Annotated in this window: 13 protein-coding genes; 2 read left to right on the top strand and 11 right to left on the bottom strand. The window is 39.4% G+C overall.

From position 1 onward, the window contains the following. Positions 1 to 15: 15 nt before the first annotated feature. The 6 genes from pstB to NE363_RS05210 all read right to left on the bottom strand — a co-directional run bounded on the left by pstB (position 16) and on the right by NE363_RS05210 (position 8,524). The gene (gene pstB, locus NE363_RS05235) at positions 16 to 918 is read right to left on the bottom strand and encodes a phosphate ABC transporter ATP-binding protein PstB (RefSeq protein ID WP_004700130.1); all 903 of its coding nucleotides are present in this window, start codon (positions 916 to 918) and stop codon (positions 16 to 18) included. Between the two features lie 13 nt (positions 919 to 931). Then, complete coding sequence (gene pstA / locus NE363_RS05230; protein WP_004700128.1) at positions 932 to 2,329, bottom strand: phosphate ABC transporter permease PstA; 1,398 nt, start codon at positions 2,327 to 2,329, stop codon at positions 932 to 934. Next, the gene (pstC, locus tag NE363_RS05225; RefSeq protein WP_039254447.1) at positions 2,326 to 3,705 is read right to left on the bottom strand and encodes a phosphate ABC transporter permease subunit PstC; all 1,380 of its coding nucleotides are present in this window, start codon (positions 3,703 to 3,705) and stop codon (positions 2,326 to 2,328) included. The genes pstA and pstC overlap by 4 nt, the downstream gene beginning before the upstream one ends. A 100-nt stretch (positions 3,706 to 3,805) precedes the next feature. Next, positions 3,806 to 4,837: a substrate-binding domain-containing protein gene (locus tag NE363_RS05220; RefSeq protein WP_004707648.1), complete on the bottom strand. Its 1,032-nt coding sequence runs from the start codon at positions 4,835 to 4,837 to the stop codon at positions 3,806 to 3,808. 446 nt (positions 4,838 to 5,283) lie between these two features. Beyond that, a complete protein-coding gene (locus NE363_RS05215; protein ID WP_049065385.1) occupies positions 5,284 to 6,663 on the bottom strand; it encodes an amino acid permease in 1,380 nt (459 codons plus the stop codon). A gap of 139 nt (positions 6,664 to 6,802) precedes the next feature. Further along, on the bottom strand, positions 6,803 to 8,524 hold the full coding sequence (locus NE363_RS05210) for an alpha-keto acid decarboxylase family protein (protein ID WP_151740489.1): 1,722 nt from the start codon (positions 8,522 to 8,524) through the stop codon (positions 6,803 to 6,805). Positions 8,525 to 8,658: 134 nt separating this feature from the next. Between NE363_RS05210 and NE363_RS05205 the strand changes: the two genes are divergently transcribed. Further along, positions 8,659 to 9,144: an Lrp/AsnC family transcriptional regulator gene (locus NE363_RS05205; RefSeq protein WP_004700117.1), complete on the top strand. Its 486-nt coding sequence runs from the start codon at positions 8,659 to 8,661 to the stop codon at positions 9,142 to 9,144. A gap of 70 nt (positions 9,145 to 9,214) precedes the next feature. Here NE363_RS05205 and NE363_RS05200 read toward each other — a convergent pair whose 3' ends face one another. The 3 genes from NE363_RS05200 to NE363_RS05190 form a co-directional block, all read right to left on the bottom strand. Then, positions 9,215 to 10,645 (bottom strand): aldehyde dehydrogenase family protein, encoded by a 1,431-nt coding sequence (locus tag NE363_RS05200; RefSeq protein WP_288101002.1) that lies wholly within the window; start codon positions 10,643 to 10,645, stop codon positions 9,215 to 9,217. A 286-nt stretch (positions 10,646 to 10,931) separates the two neighbouring features. Beyond that, a complete protein-coding gene (locus NE363_RS05195; protein ID WP_004700113.1) occupies positions 10,932 to 12,464 on the bottom strand; it encodes a pyridoxal phosphate-dependent decarboxylase family protein in 1,533 nt (510 codons plus the stop codon). A 2-nt stretch (positions 12,465 to 12,466) separates the two neighbouring features. Then, positions 12,467 to 13,840: a diaminobutyrate--2-oxoglutarate transaminase gene (locus tag NE363_RS05190; RefSeq protein WP_004700112.1), complete on the bottom strand. Its 1,374-nt coding sequence runs from the start codon at positions 13,838 to 13,840 to the stop codon at positions 12,467 to 12,469. Between the two features lie 466 nt (positions 13,841 to 14,306). Here NE363_RS05190 and NE363_RS05185 point away from each other — a divergent pair, with 466 nt between their 5' ends. After that, positions 14,307 to 15,008, top strand: a complete 702-nt coding sequence (locus NE363_RS05185; protein ID WP_004700109.1) for an SIMPL domain-containing protein — start codon at positions 14,307 to 14,309, stop codon at positions 15,006 to 15,008. Positions 15,009 to 15,052: 44 nt separating this feature from the next. Here NE363_RS05185 and NE363_RS05180 read toward each other — a convergent pair whose 3' ends face one another. Next, a complete protein-coding gene (locus NE363_RS05180) occupies positions 15,053 to 16,147 on the bottom strand; it encodes a fatty acid desaturase family protein (protein ID WP_039254465.1) in 1,095 nt (364 codons plus the stop codon). A gap of 12 nt (positions 16,148 to 16,159) precedes the next feature. Continuing rightward, the gene (locus NE363_RS05175; protein ID WP_445535964.1) at positions 16,160 to 17,230 is read right to left on the bottom strand and encodes a ferredoxin reductase; all 1,071 of its coding nucleotides are present in this window, start codon (positions 17,228 to 17,230) and stop codon (positions 16,160 to 16,162) included. Positions 17,231 to 17,251: the final 21 nt, after the last annotated feature.

The following is a 17,251-nucleotide window of genomic DNA, read 5'->3' as shown; positions in this document are numbered from 1 at the left end:
TTTCACAGCTATAAATTAACCGAAACGTCCAGTAATGTACGCTTCTGTCAATTGATGGTCAGGTTGCGTGAATACTTTTTCTGTAGAGTTTACTTCGATCAGATCACCTAAATGGAAGTAAGCTGTACGGTCTGAAACACGTGCTGCTTGTTGCATTGAGTGCGTTACAATCACAATCGTATATTGATCAGAAAGTTCTGAAATAAGCTCTTCCACTTTTGCTGTTGCAATTGGATCAAGTGCAGAACATGGTTCATCCATCAGAATAACTTCAGGACTTACTGCAATCGTACGTGCAATACATAAACGTTGCTGCTGACCACCAGATAAACCTGTACCCGGCTGATTCAAACGGTCTTTCACTTCTTCCCATAAGCCCGCTTTACGCAAGCTATTTTCAACGATTTCTTCTAGGTCGTATTTATCACGTGCTAGACCGTGTAGCTTTGGTCCATATGCAACGTTATCAAAAATAGATTTAGGAAATGGGTTTGGCTTTTGGAATACCATGCCCACCTGAGCACGTAGCAATACAACGTCCAGATTTGGATCATAGATATTTTTATTATCTAAAGTGATCTTACCTGTTACACGGCAACCATCAATCGTGTCATTCATACGGTTTAGAGTACGTAGGAAAGTCGATTTACCACAACCTGATGGTCCAATGAATGCAATCACTTCATTTTGATAGATATCTAAATCAATGCCTTTAATTGCTTCAAAGTCGCCATAGTAAACATGGGCATCTTGTGCACTAATTTTGATTTCAGTTGAGTTCTGCTTTTTTGAAGTTTGCGGTTCAAAATGCGAAACATATGAAGTGCCATGGTTCAGCGGCTTATCTGTAAATTGAGACTGTTCAGTATTCACTAACTTATCCTTTTCTAAGGAATTCGTAATATCAATAGTATTCATTATTTATCCTCTATTACCAACGCACTTCGAACTTTTTACGTAACCAAATTGCAAGGCTGTTTAAACCAATCATTAATGCAAGAAGTACGATAATCGCAGCAGCAGTACGGCCTTCGAAGAAGTTACGCAACTCATTACCCTGCCATAAGTAAACTTGAACAGGTAAAGCAGTTGCTTGATCAAATGGAGTTGTTGGAATACTTGCAACGAATGCACTCATTCCGATTAAAAGTAACGGCGCAGTTTCACCAAGGGCGTGTGCAACACCAATAATTGAACCTGTCATGATCCCCGGCATCGCCAAAGGTAAAACATGATGGAAAACGGTTTGTACTTTTGAAGCCCCCAAACCAAGTGCAGCTTGACGAATTGATGGTGGCACAGCTTTTAAAGAAGCACGGGTTGTAATAATGACTGTTGGTAATGTCATTAAACTGAGTACCAAACCACCAACAAACGGAGCCGACAATGGTAAGTGCATCCAGCCAATGAAAATGGCTGCACCAAGCAAACCGAACACAATTGAAGGAACAGCCGCAAGGTTATTAATGTTGACTTCAATAATGTCTGTAAGAAAGTTCTTTGGTGCAAACTCTTCCAGATAAATAGCACTCGCTACACCAATTGGGATCGAAATAATGATCACAATTAGCATCATAAATAACGAGCCCATGAATGCACCTGCAAGACCACTAATTGCTGGTGAACTACGAGAGTCCGGATTTGTAAATAAGTTGGTATTAAATGTATTTTCGAGAATACCTTTTGCTTTCAAATCATCTGCAAGCTTACGAGTTTCCGGGTCAAGCTGTTGCTGGTCATCTGGTAATGAGCGGTCAATGTTGCCTTTTAACCATACGTCTACGTTAGCATCACCCAAGAAAGTAAGATTCTCTTTTTTACCAATCAGTGATGGGTCAGCAAATACCATGTCACGTAAACGATAAGCTTCAGAACTTGCATATAGACTACGTAAGGAATCGCGCTGTGACTCAAGTGAAGGGTCTTTAGCAACCATACCATTTACGATCAGGCTATCCCAATCCACCATACCCATTTTTGTTTGCCAATCGACATAACGTTCTTGGTAATGCGCCGGTGTTTCACCCTGAGTACGAACAGGCACAGGACCCGCATCAATCACTTTAGGGTCAAAGTAAACTGGAACATTCATGCTGGTTTGCCAAAATGCTGGTAAACCTTTTGCCAAAATACTACCGAACAATAGCGCAACGAATGCAAGACCAATAACAACTGCCGATAAACCAGCAATACGGAAAGCTTTTTCTTTGCGGTGACGCTTCGCCAATGATTTTTCAATCACTTTTTTACGGCGATCACGCGCCTGAGCAGCAGCTTGTGGATCAAATACGTTCTGATCCATAGGAGACGATGTATTTGATGTACTCATTCGTATTGCTCACGGTATTTACGCACAATGTACAGTGCAACAATGTTTAATCCCAAGGTAATCACAAAGAGTGTTAAACCCAGTGCAAATGCCACCAAGGCTTGCGGGCTTGCAAAATCGGTATCGCCCGTTAACTGTTTTACGATAGTTACTGTAACTGTCGAAACAGCTTCAAACGGATTTGCATGTAGAAGTGGACTGTTCCCTGCTGCCAAAACCACAATCATGGTTTCCCCTACGGCACGCGATACAGCCAATAAAAATGCCCCAGTAATACCCGGTAAAGCTGCTGGTAAAACCACTTGGCGGATTGTTTCTGATTTGGTTGCCCCAAGCCCGAGTGAACCATCACGAAGTGCACGTGGAACTTGAGTAATAATGTCATCTGACAAAGATGAAACAAATGGGATAATCATGATTCCCATTACGAAACCTGCAGTCAAAGCACTGGTTGCGTTAATTTCGATACCAATATGAGCACCAACAGCTTTAAAGAATGGCCCAATAACCATCATGGCAAAAACACCATAAACAATCGTTGGAATACCCGCTAAAACTTCAATGGTTGGTTTTGCCCATGAGCGTAACCATGGAGATGCGTATTCAGCTAAATAAATAGCAATCATTAAGCCAACTGGTACAGCAACCAATAAGGCAATACCACTGACCATGAGCGTACCCCATAGTAATGGTAATAAACCATAGCTACCTTCTGCATTACCTGAAGTACTAAAACCTGGGTTCCATTCAGTTCCAAAGAAAAAGTCAATTGGACTTACAAAATGGAAGAAGTGCATTGCTTCACCAAACATCGACATTACAATGCCGATAGTGGTTAAAATTGCAACACCAGAACACAGGATTAAAGCAACATTAATGGCACGTTCAACTTGGTTACGAGCGCGATATTCTTGATTGATTTTTTTCTTTGCCCAGACCAAGCCTAGTAAGGCAGCACAAACAACAACGGCAAATTTGGCAAAAGAGCCAATAGTTTGAAATTTTGCATATTGCTGAGCCGCAGCCAATTCATAAGCTTCTGGATGATCACTTACCCCAAAACCTGAAGCAATCGATTGAACTCGATCAACAAGAACACTTCTTGCTGCTTCATCTAGAGATGCAGCGACAGAAGCAGGAACATTATTAAAGATAATATGATTTAAAATACTTGGCTCAACCAAGTTCCAAATGATCAAAATTAAAAAAGCAGGGATACCGCACCAAAGCCCAACCAGTGCGCCATAATAACCAGGACGAGAATGTAGTGTCGCCGAGTTGCTTCCCTTACCTGCTAGGTGGCGGCTCTTTCTTAGCCCAAGTTGATATGCAATTGCCACAAGGGCTAACAACACACCGATAAGTAGCAGATTCATGTATTCTCCACTGTTTTCTCAATTGTCATAATTTGGGAAAAACGTGTTAGACAAAAAGGCTGATGATCACTTGGGATCACCAGCCCCTATTCAAAACAAATTATTTAACAGTTTTACCTGCTTTAAAGTCAGCCAAGACTTTAGCGCGTTCTGCATCAGACATTGCGATTAAACCGTCACGCTCAGCTTTAGAACCTTTACCAGTCGCTTTTTTGCTTAGGAAGTATTCTACATACTGTGGTAAACCTTTAACTGATTTTAAGTGTTCGCCTTTCACATAGAAGAACAATGGGCGAGATACAGGGTATGTACCGTTTAACACAGTTTTCTCAGAAGGAAGAACGTTGTTTACTGATGCTACACGTAACTTGTCACGGTTCATGTCATAGAAGCTTAAACCGAACACACCTACCGCACTTGGAGAAGTTTTTAAGCGAGCTAAAGTTTCTGTATAGTCGCCAGCAATTTCAATTACACGACCGTCTTTACGGAAAGTCGAACATGCTTTCTTCTGAGCGTCTTTATCTAAGTTTTTGAAGTATTCGTATGATTCACAACCAGCATCAACCATTTTCTCTTGGAAAACTTCACGCGTACCGTGGTTAGACGCAGGAATTACAAGCGTAATAGGTTCGTTAGGAAGTGATTTGTCGATTTGGTTCCAGTTTGTATATGGGTTTGGAACCAATTTACCTTTTGAAGGTAACTGCGCAGCTAAAGCAGCAAACACATGGTAAGGCTTTAATTTATAAGCTGCTTTGTGTGAGCTAGACGCGAATACGATACCGTCATAACCAATTTTGATTTCTTGAATTTGTTTTACACCAGCTTTGTTACAAGCTTCAATTTCAGTGCTTTTAATTTTACGAGAAGCGTTTGCAACGTCGATTGTGTTGTCACCAACACCTTGACAGAACTGCTTTAAACCAGCAGAAGAACCACCAGAACCCACAACAGGAGTTTTAAATTGAGGGAATGTATTACCAAACTCTTCAGCTACAACGCTGGCAAACGGTAATACAGTTGAAGAACCAGCAATTTGAATCGTATCACGAGCTGCATTTGCAGTCGTAGTTACAGCGGCCCCAGTTACTGCTAACGCAATTGCGATTTGACGTGGATTTAAGCGCATTCTGTTCTCTCTCATTAATGCAATAGGTTGTACGTCACTTTTTGTTTAGTGCTTGTACGCTCTTCGATAGCTGCATTGTGAATAGAAAATATGACAAATAAGTTACAGTATTATGACGCTTTAATGATTTTTAAAATCGGGACTGTCATATTTCTAATTCTATTTTATATCAATCATTTAATCTTATTTTACAAGGTAGCTCGCACTCAAGTTTAATTTTGAATATGACAAACACCCAAATCAACAAATTGATAATTTTGCTTAAATTATAAAAACTTAATGAATTGAGATTACAAAATTATTTTACTAACCCATTTTTTATTTTTTTACATGTCATATTTATTTTGAAAAATTATTTCGCTCAAACATGAAAATATTATGACAAAAAGATAAACGGTTATCTGCTCTTTGTCAGATAACCGCAATATCACTGTAAATTTAGCTTATTAGTTTGATTGCACTTCTGGCATTGCGACCATTTTTTTACGGTACTTCAAGAAATACATGATAGCTAAAGCCGCCAACCAAATAGGCCCTAAAATAACAGCCAATCTCATATCTGGCGTCATCGCCATAATAATAAGAATAAAGCATACAAAGCTAATGGTTAAATAATTACTCCATGGACTCATAATGCTTTGGAACTTAGTTTGGCGACGTTGCAATTTCATTGCTTTGGTAAATTTCAAATGTGTGACTGAAATCATAAGCCAGTTAATGACAAGTGCTGCCACAACCAACATCATAAAGATCTGAAACGCTTGGCCAGGAATTAAGTAGTTCACTACCACACATACAGCTGTGATTGATGCAGACACAACTGCTGCCGGAACTGGAATACCACGACTGTTTACTTTCTTCAAAATTGCAGGAGCATTACCCTGCTCTGCCAAACCATGCAACATGCGGCTATTACAATAGATACAGCTGTTATAAACAGAAATAGCAGCAATTAAGACCACAAAGTTAAGAACATTTGCCACGCCATTACTATTGAGTGACTGGAAAATTAAAACAAACGGGCTACCACCTTCTGCAACCATATTCCAAGGGTAAAGACATAAAAGAATACCAATTGCACCGATATAAAAAATCAGGATGCGGTACACAATTTGATTTACTGCTTTTGGAATTGTTGTTTCTGGTTTCTTCGTTTCTGCAGCCGCAATACCAATAAGCTCTAAGCCACCAAATGCGAACATAATGACAGCCAAAGCCATAATAAAGCCATGAATACCATGCGGAAAGAAACCACCGTGTTGCCATAAATTTGCAACACCTGCTTGCGGACCTGCTGAACCGGAAAATAATAAATAAGCACCAAAGCCAATCATGCTTAAAATGGCAACAATTTTAATGCAGGAAAATAAGAACTCAGATTCCCCAAAAAAGCGGACATTTACCAAGTTAATGCCGTTAATTAAAATAAAGAAAAATAATGCAGTCATCCATGTCGGAATTTCGGGCCACCAAAATTGGATAAACGTACCAATAGCACTCAGTTCGGCCATACTCACTAGTACATACAACACCCAATAGTTCCAACCAGACATAAAACCAGCCATTTTGCCCCAATACTTGTTCGCAAAATAACTAAAAGAACCACTCACTGGTTCTTCAACAACCATTTCACCTAAATGGCGCATAATTAAAAAGGCAATCACCCCTGCAATTGCATATCCCAATAAAATTGAAGGACCAGCCAATTTAATTGTTTGTGAAAGACCTAAGAATAACCCTGTTCCGATCGCTCCTCCGAGTGCGATGAGTTGAATATGCCGATTGGATAAGCCTTGTTTTAACTCGTGCTTATTGTTTGCATCCATAACATTATCTCCAATGTTGGTGTCACTTCCTGTACACCTTTATTCAGCACTACATCCGAAGATCAGAAACCGACCTTCGGACATAAGTTGCTTTAATATGAGTCCATTTAATTTTGAGAAGACTTGTCCTATCTTCTATTTAAAACGAGCTTGCATCCTTACATTTAACTGGTTGGGAACGCTCCTTTAAAATTTCGTAGCCACGATCGCCGTAGTCAAAACGCGCAATCACAGAAGCAAATTTTTTCAAACTTACTGGTGCATCCATTGCTGGTAGTTTTAATTCAATAAAAGTTAACTGGTCATTTTGCTGAACGTTGTCTAAAACACTCTTTAACTGCCCTGCGGTTTCAACCACATAAGTGGTATGACCTTTCTTACCGTTAAATACTGCAGGAATTTCAGTGTATTTCCAGTTTTGCACGTCGTTATAGGCAGCATTTTCACCCATAATTAATCGTTCAATGGTGTAACCGCCATTGTTCAACAAGAAAATAATTGGTTTTAAACCGTGACGAATAATGGTAGAGAGTTCTTGTACGGTAAGCTGGAAAGAACCATCGCCAATAAATAAAATTTGACGGCGTTCTGGAGCAGCCAACAAACTACCAAGCAAAGCTGGTAAGGTGTAACCAATAGAACCCCAAAGCGGCTGAGCAATATATTTAGCTGTAGCTGGGAGCTTTATACCCGACAAAGCAGAGTTTGATGTCCCGACTTCACCTATAATCACATCATCTTCTTTTAAGAATCCTGAAATGTAATTCCAAAGCACATCTTGGCTTAGCTTTTGTTGAGCTGGAGCTTCAACTACTTTCTGAGGTTGTTTTTCGAGAAGAGGTGTTGACGATTTACGTGGCGCAACTTTTTTATTTAGCTCGACAAGTAATTGTCCAATCTCAATACCCGGAAAATCCTGACCAAAAATATTTAAGCCATAAGATTTAATTTCGATGTAGTTTTTAGTTTCAATTTGATGAGTAAATACAGCTGAACCCACATCGGTAAAGCGTGCACCAATACCAATCAAACAGTCAGATTGCTCAATGATATTTTTTACATGCGGTTGGCTTGCCCCACCCACATAAGTCCCGATATAACGAGGTGAGCCTTCATCCATAATATTTTTTGCAGTATTCATACCTGCAAATGGAATCGAGCATTTTTGAGATAAATCATTTAAAAGCGACGTTACACCAAAAACTGAAGCTTCATTATCAATAAGAAGTGCTGGGCTTTGAGCATTCTCAATAATGTCACAGAGTTTTTTTACCACAGTTTGTAATAATTCAGGTTCAACAGCTGGATAGCTTAAGTCGAGGGGACGCTCAGATACTTCAATTTTAACGTGGGTAATATCGCCTGGTAGTTGAATGTGTACAGGACGGCGTTCAAGGAAACACTGACGTAATACACGGTCAATTTCAAAGGCTGCATTTGCTGGAGTTAAACGAGTTTGGGCAACTGTAAACTCTTTCATACAGTTCATAATATTGTCATAGTTACCATCAACTAATGTATGGTGTATAAGAGTACCCTTTTGAACTGCATGTAACGGTGGAATTCCTGAGATATGAATAAGAGGTACATTTTCTGCGTAGGCACCTGCAATACCATTAATCGCACTTAAGTCACCTACACCATACGTGGTTGCCAAGGCAGAAAAACCGTTAATTCGTGCATAACCATCTGCTGCATAGGCAGCGTTTAATTCATTACAATTTCCAATAAATTCGAGTTGTGGGTCTGCTTCAACTTGTTCTAGATATGAGAGGTTAAAATCACCAGGTACACCAAAGAGATGTTGGATACCCATTTGTTTTAAACGAAGATTTAAAAAGTCACCGATTTCTATGAACATTGCTCTATATCCTTTGAGACCAATTTTTATTCCATAGAAAAATAATATTTCATCTACCTTTTAGATTTCGTGCATAATGAAAACGCATTTTAATAAAAATACATGATTTGTGTATCATAAAAGGATTTTATGCAATGGATAAGTTCGACTGGCAAATCATTCAAGCATTACAAAAGAATGGACGACTCACCAATCAGGAAATAGGAGATTTAATCGGTTTATCTGCTTCGCAATGTTCTAGAAGAAGACAGTTACTCGAGCAAAAAGGCATAATCTTAGGTTATACCGCGCGCATCCAGCAGCAGGCGCTAGGACTGGAAGTTACAGCAATGATTCACATTAATTTAAGAACACACGAGGCAAAGTCACAGCAAGCTTTTCAAGAATTGATTGAAGCCGAAGATAATATTCAAGATGCGTTTTCAATTAGTGGCGATGCAGATTTTATTTTAAAAGTCGTTGCTGAAAACTTAGAACAGCTTTCCCAATTTGTGACTGAAAGATTGCTTTCTTATAATTTTATTGGTCACATAAAGTCTTACATTGTTCTAAAAAAAATCAAAGAACAGAATCATTTTTTAATCAAACCTAAAAGTATGAGCTATCATCACTCCCAATAAGCAAGCCAAGCTTTTCTACCTTATGAATGAAAATAAAAGGCGGATATTAGATCCGCCTTAAAATGAATATTTAGACTTTACTGATATGAACCGTTTGCCCAATCGTATTTTCAAGCAAACCTTCCAAACCAAACTCGGCACCTATACCAGACATTTTCCAGCCACCAAAAGGTGCATGAGGCAGGACTTCTGCATGGGTATTAATCCAAACGGTACCGCATTGAAGTTGAGTAGCATAAGTTTGAGCAGCTTTAATATCGGAAGACCAAATTGAGCCACCTAAACCAAACTCACTGTCATTGGCACGAGCAATTGCATCATTGATATCTGTATATTTTAAGATAGGCAATACTGGACCAAACTGCTCTTCTTGCACCACTCGGCAAGAGTCAGAAACTTCAGTCAAAATAGTTGGCGCAATAAAGTAGCCTTGCTCTGGTAGCTGTTGTTGTCCAGAAAGTGCTTTTGCACCTTGTTCAATCGCTTCCGCAATAAGAGCTTTTACCTTGTTATATTGCATTTGGTTTTGTACTGGGCCAAATGTGGTAGAAGACGCCATACCATCACCCACAACTTGAGCATTGGCAATATCAGCTAACTTTTGCGATAAAGCTTCATATTGGCTTTCATGCACGTATAGACGCTTTAAGGCTGCACATGTTTGACCAGCGTTTAAGAACGCCATGTTAAAAATCTTAGCTGCAATTTCATCGATATTTGCATCTGGCAATACAATACCAGCATCATTACCACCCAACTCTAAAGTTAAGTGTTTTAACTGCTGAACTGCACCAGCCATAATGTGCTGGCCTGTTCGAGTTGAACCCGTAAACACGACTTTTTGTACATCTGGATGAGAAGATAGCGCTTCGCCAATCTCACCAGCACCAACCACAATTGAAATAACACCAGCAGGAACTTCTTGCTGAATGATTTCACATAAACGTAAAGTTGATAGTGGTGTGTATTCAGAAGGTTTGCTAATAACAACGTTACCCGCGCGTAAAGCAGGCATGATATGCCAAACCGCAATCATGAGTGGCCAGTTCCATGGCGTAATTGAAGCCACTACACCTAATGGTTGGCGATGGCGCTCAATACGCTTAGTTTCACTGTCTTCAATAACTTCTACAGGTAAATCCATAGCAGCCGCATAACGCGTCCAACCAATTGCACCCTGCACTTCCATTTGCGCAAGTGCCAATGGCTTACCTTGTTCAAGCACAACCAACTCTGCAAGCATTTCAGCGTGCTTTTCAATGCCATCTGCAATCTTGTTCAAGATTGACTTACGTTCATCATGAGAAACTTGCTGCCAAGCTTTAGATGCCTGTTTAGCTGCACTCACTGCCTGATTGACCTGTGCAACTGATGCTTTTGCACAACGTGCAGCAGTTAAGCCAGTAGCAGGGTTTAGAATTTCTAGTTCACCTTGCTCACCTGAACAAAGTTGACCGCCAATAATGAGTTTAAATTCATTGAGCATATTCGCTTGTTGCATTTCTTCTTCCTTGTCTTAATTGTAATTACAGCCACTTACTTTTTTCAGTTAAAGCGGGATTATTTAAAGTAAGTACGATATTGATATATCAATGCGACCCAAAATATCGTGAACATACCAATACAATAAGAAATTTGCTCCCCATAAATCATGCATAATTATTTTTGTTTTTTGAAAATATGCATGTTTTGTGCATTTCCTTCTGTTGTGATGCACACTTTTAATAAAAATAATATGCAATAAAAAAGCCCGGCAATAAACCGAGCTTTTTTTGTTATCAACTTAATTAGTCGATTGGTGGTACATAGTTACCAGAAGCAATCGCATCTTTGATGCGGTCAGCTTCAGCCAATACTTGACCTAAAAGGTTTTTAACGTTTTCGAAAGTCACAACAGGGCTTAATGTTGTCATTTTCAATGACTGTACATCACCCACTTTTGTTACACCGATATTTGCTTCACCACGTGCAAACAATTCATCTGCTACGTTTTGGTTCAAGCTATCGATAAACTCAACTGGGTAGCCTTGTGGCACAACACGGAACAATACCGAAGCAAATTGTGGTTCAACTAAAAGCTCTAAACCTTCAGTTGCCTTGATGTAATCTGCAACTTCACGAGTCAGTTTTACACCATGGTCAATCATTGAACCATATAGGTCTTCACCTAGTGATTCAATTGTCATCCACAATTTCAATGCATCAAAACGACGAGTCGTTTGTAATGACTTAGACACAAGGTTTGGTACACCATGTTCTTCGTCATAAGCAGAATTCAAGTATTCAGCTTCGTAGTGCATGAAACGATAGTTCGCTTCATCTTTTAACAAGAACGCGCCACAGCTAATGCTTTGGAAGTAATGCTTATGGAAGTCGAGGGTAATTGAGTCAGACAACTCAATACCATCAAGCATTGCACGATAGTCATTTGACAAGATCAATGCACCGCCCCACGCAGCATCAATGTGCATCCATGAACCATATTTCGTTGTGATTTCACGAATTTTCTTCAATGGATCAATTGCACCAGCATCAGTTGTACCTGCTGTCGCAACAACACAAGCAACAACCTTACCTTCAGCTTGAAGATGCGCCATCGTTTTTTCGAGAGCATCAACATCCATCTGAGCATTTTCATTCACAGGAACAGTCACAACTGACTGGAAGCCCATGCCCATCATTGCCATGTTCTTTTGCACAGAGAAATGCGCATTTTCAGAACAAATAACTTTGACGTTTTTCATTGCTTCAGCTGGAATACCATCACGCTGTACAGACCATGGATTACCATTTTCGTCTTTCCAGTTTTTCGAGATGCACCAGTCACGAGCAAGCAAAACACCCATCAAGTTAGATTGAGTACCGCCAGAAGTGAATACACCTGCCTGACCAGAACCATAACCTACTTTTTGACGCAACCAATCAATCAACTGAACTTCCATTAATGAACCTGCCGGGCTTTGATCCCATGAGTCCATAGACTGGTTAGTTGCATTGATTAACACTTCCGCAATCTGGCTCATCACCATAGTTGGGCAGTGTAAATGCGCTAATGAATGTGGATGGTGTACTTTCAAGCTTTTATTTAAGAAAAGCTCAATCATACGTTGAAGTGATTCTTGTACACCCATACCTTCTTTTGAAGGTTGGAAAGAAATTGCTGAACGCAATTCTTTAATGCTACCGCCTGTGTACATTTTTTCATTTTGCAACCATGCTGAAACGGCTTTTACCGCTTCGCCCATTGCTGACTCATAGTCAGCAATGGATTGTGCATCATTGCAGAGTAACGCTTTACGATGTTCTGCAAAATCCACCATATTTACGCGCCTCGTACTGCAACCAATGCTTCTGCAATTGCTTTCTTAAAGCGGGCAATTACTTCCACACACTCTTCTTGAGTAATGATAAGTGGGCAAAGTAAACGAATTACTGTACCGTTACGACCGCCTTTTTCAAGCAATAACTTGTTGTTAAAGCAAGCAGTCTGGATCGCAGCCGCTAACTGAGAGTCAGCAGGATGAGAACCGATACGGTCAGCAGGTTTACGCTCGTCAACGATTTCAACACCAATCATTAAACCGCGGCCACGTACGTTACCGATACATGGGAATTCAGTAGCTAATTTTTTCAATTCAGCTTGTAGGAAATCACCACGTTCTTGCGCATTTTGAGCAAGATTTTGTTCGCTAATCGTTTTTAATACTACAAGGCCTGTACCCATAGCAAGTTGGTTACCACGGAAAGTACCGGTGTGACCAGCAGGCTGCCAAGCATCAAATTTACGTTTAATACCTAATACTGCAAGTGGTAAACCACCACCTACTGCTTTAGACATTACAACAACATCAGGTTCAATACCTGCATGTTCAAACGCAAACATTTTGCCTGAACGTGCAAAGCCAGCTTGAACTTCGTCTAAAATTAAAACGATGTTGTGCTTTTCAGTCACTTCACGGATTTTTTGCAACCATTTTACTGGAGCAGTAACAACACCGCCTTCACCTTGAATTGCTTCAAGAATCACAGCAGCAGGTTTTGTTACACCGCTTTCAACATCTTCAATAAAGTTTTCAAAATAGTAAGTTAAAGCATCAACACCAGCTTCACCACCCAAACCAAGTGGGCAGCGATATTCATGCGGATATGGCATGAATTGTACGCCTGGCATTAAACCGTTAACCGAGTTTTTCGCACTTAAGTTACCAGTCATTGCAAGTGAACCATGGGTCATACCATGATAACCACCAGAAAAACTGATTACTGAACTACGACCAGTGTAAGTCTTAGCAAGTTTAACCGCTGCTTCAGTCGCGTCTGCACCAGCAGGACCACAGAACTGTAAGCAGTACTCTTCTTTACCGCCTGGTAAATATGCTAACAACGCTTCAGTAAACGCATCTTTTAAAGGTGTGGTTAAGTCTAAAGTATGCAATGGCAAACCACTTGCCAATGTGTCTTGAATACTTTGAATCACCGCAGGATGATTATGACCTAAAGCCAATGTACCTGCCCCAGCTAAACAATCAAGGTACTGTGTACCTTCAACATCAGTAACCCAGCAGCCTTGTGCTTTCGCTATCGCTAACGGTAATTTACGTGGATAGCTACGAACATTCGATTCCATCTGACTTTGGCGAGTCAAATAATATTCGTTGGTAGCATTATCGGCAGGGTTGACAGAAGTAACGCTCATATCGGATTACCATCTCTGATAAGGGTAGAAAGAAATAAGTCTGGTGACTTTTGGTCCTTTGACTCGGTGCTTTATAGAACTAGCGAAGACACATATTTTATATCTTGTAACTAGGAGCGCGATGATACCTAATTTTGCAAGAAAAAAAACGTCTTTTGTGTACTTTACTCATCTAATCTTATTGAAAATATGTATTATCCCAATAGTTATGATGAATTATCATCATACTATGTGACAACCTAAAGAAAATATTCTTTTTTTATATTAGTTTGATTCTTTAAGTTACATTGAAACACTTAAATTTTAAGTTTTTATTTTTTATAGTTTTTATTCTTACCAAAAATTAAAAAAATTGATTTAAATATTACAAATACCCCACAAAATCTGCCAAAGTTATGCATAACTTATGTTTAACATTTCTTAATGAAAAAAATTAAATTTATATTAATTTTTAAAGGATAAATTTATGCGTACTTTAGCAATATCTACTCTTCTACTTGGTACGGTACTCAGCCCTATGGTTTTTGCCCAAGATGATAATGCCCTTCACTACAATATTGTAAATGTACAAGCTGAAGCTTCTCGTCAGGTATCTAATGATGAAATGCATGCCACTTTGTATATTGAAAAAAGTAACAAGCAGCCTGCTGAACTTTCAAATCAGATTAACCAGTTAATGAATCAAGCGCTTGCAACTTCCCGTAAATACCCGCAAGTAAAAGTGGAAACTGGTGCTCAAAGCACTTATCCAATTTACGATAACGATAGCAATAAGTTAAAAGAATGGCGTGGTCGTGCTGAAATTCGTCTTGAAAGTAAAGATTTTAAAGCCGCTAGCCAGTTAGTGAACGAATTGCAGCAAAACTTCCAAACTCAATCGATTAACTTTACGGTTTCTGACGAACAACGTAAAAAAGTTGAAAATGAGTTGATGGTAGAAGCATCTAAAAACTTCCAACAACGTGCTCAAATGTTGACTCAAGCATGGAATAAAAACCAATATACGTTGGTCAATTTAAACTTGAACACTAACAATTATTTCCCTCAACCCGTAATGCGTGCCAGCATGGCTAAATTTGCTATGGCAGAAGCTGCACCGGCTCAAGACATGGCTGCTGGCGAGTCTAAAATTACTGTTAATGCAAACGGTTCAATCCAGTTTAAATAATTTGTTGCTCTAAAAAAGCCCTGAAATTTCAGGGCTTTTTTGACTTATTTTTTAAAAGGTAAAGCATATTTAAAGATACGGCCTACAACCTGTCCAAACTGTTTCGCCAGACTCGCATTGTTATAATTGATACCATATTTTTTACATACAGCTTCAACCTTTGGAGCCATTTGGCGATAACGGCGTGCTGGAACATCAGGAAATAAATGATGTTCAATCTGATGGCTCAAATGTCCACTTAAAATATGTAATGCTTCTGAACCTTTTAGATTTGAAGAACCACGAATTTGGCGCATATACCAGTGTCCACGGCTTTCTTCTTGTAAAACAGACTTTGGAAATACTTCTGCATCTTTTGTAAAGTGACCACAGAAAATAATCGTAAATGTCCACATATTACGCAGACCATTTGCAACTAGGTTTCCTGTAAACACAGGTAACGCTGCGGGCCCTGCAATTAACGGAAAGAACACATAGTCTTTAAAAAGTTGTTTACCAATTTTTTTATTCACTGGTTTTAACTCTTCTAAAAATTTGGCTTTAGTCTTACGTTTGTAAAGAACACGACCAATTTCAAGATTCTGAATTGCTACGCCCCACTGGAACAATAAACAAAACGGAATGCTATAAACAGGTTGGAGTAAGAAACCTGGTTTCCAACGTTGCTCTGGGAATAAACGGAGCAAGCCATAACCAATGTCATCATCAACACCTTTAATATTGGTATAGGTATGGTGCTTATAGTTATGCGTTTGGCGCCAGTTATCAGATGTACCTACGGTGTCCCACTCATAAGTTTGACCATTAAACTTAGGGTCGTTCATCCAGTCATATTGACCGTGCATCACGTTATGACCAAGCTCCATGTTCTCCATAATTTTAGAGAAACCTAATAGACCTGTTCCTAAAACCCATGCTGGCGGAAACCATCCAGCAAATAGACAAGCACGACCTAAAAGACCACTGTAACGAACTGCGGCATAGACACGGCGAATATATTTAGCGTCTTTTTCACCCAAATCATCCAATACTTCTTGTTTGATCTGATCAAGCTCTTTTGCAAATGCTTCAAGCTCTGCTGGAGTCAAATCGCGATTTTTAGGATTTTTAAAATATTCGACTTTCACTGGCATATTCATCAGAGTTCTCTCTTAAAGATCAATAACTAGATCGGATTGTGCTGAGTTGACACAAATTTTAAGTAACTGGCTTGGTTCAGTATTTTGACTACCGTTTAGTAAATTACGGGTAGAACCTTGCGCTTTACTACAAACACATTTATTGCAAATTCCCATACGGCAACCATGTGTTGGCTTAAGCCCTTCATGCTCAAGGCTGACTAAAATAGATTGGCCTTTAGGAATGGCAATCACTTTATTAGACTGGGTTAATGTGACATTTACATAACCAACATCATCTGCAGAACTTTCATTAGTTAAACTAAAAGCTTCAGTCAGTACGGCTGGTGCTTGTTCAAAAAGCTCTTCAACAGTGGCAACAAAACCCGATGGACCACATGCGTAGACCGTGCTGTTTTCAATATCATCAACTAACGCAAGATGTTCAGCATTTAAACGCTCATCATTTGGTGTTTCTTGCGTATAAAACACCTGATAGCTAAAGTTTGGATTTTGTTCAGCCACTTGCTCAAAATATTCTGTAAAAGCAGCATCAGAGCGCTGTTTTACCCAATATAAAAGCTGAACTTGTACTTTTTCTAACTGCTGGCTTTGCTTAATCGCTGTAATTAAACTCAACATTGGTGTAATACCACTGCCTGCAGCCAACATAATTAATTTCGGTGTCTGAATATTTTGTTGCATGTCACCATAAGGTTGACCAAGCTCAAAAATATCGCCAATTTTACTTTCAGCAATAAACCAGTTACTGACAATACCATCAGCAACTTTTTTAACTGTTAAACGTAAGTGCTCTGCATCAATTTGCGTCAAGCTATAAGTACGTTCGTAACGGCGGCCGGCAATTTCAACAATAACAGGATGATGCTGACCTGCTGCGCCCGTTTTGACCAAACGGTTGTATTTTAGAGTAAGGCTCACAGTGTCATGAGCCACGAATTCTTTTTTTACAATTTGAACTAGTCCGTGCTGTACAGACCATAAAGGATTTATTTTTTGTAGCCAGAAACTCGCTATATTTTTGTCAAATACAGCTTGTGTTAATGAATTGAATAGAGAATTTCTCTTTTCGATTGCTTGCATAACTGAGGGCTCTGTCGCTCT

It is taken from the genome of Acinetobacter sp. G18 (assembly GCF_052660225.1).
Note: the sequence above shows the minus strand (reverse complement) of the source record. Positions and strands in the feature narration are given on the sequence as shown.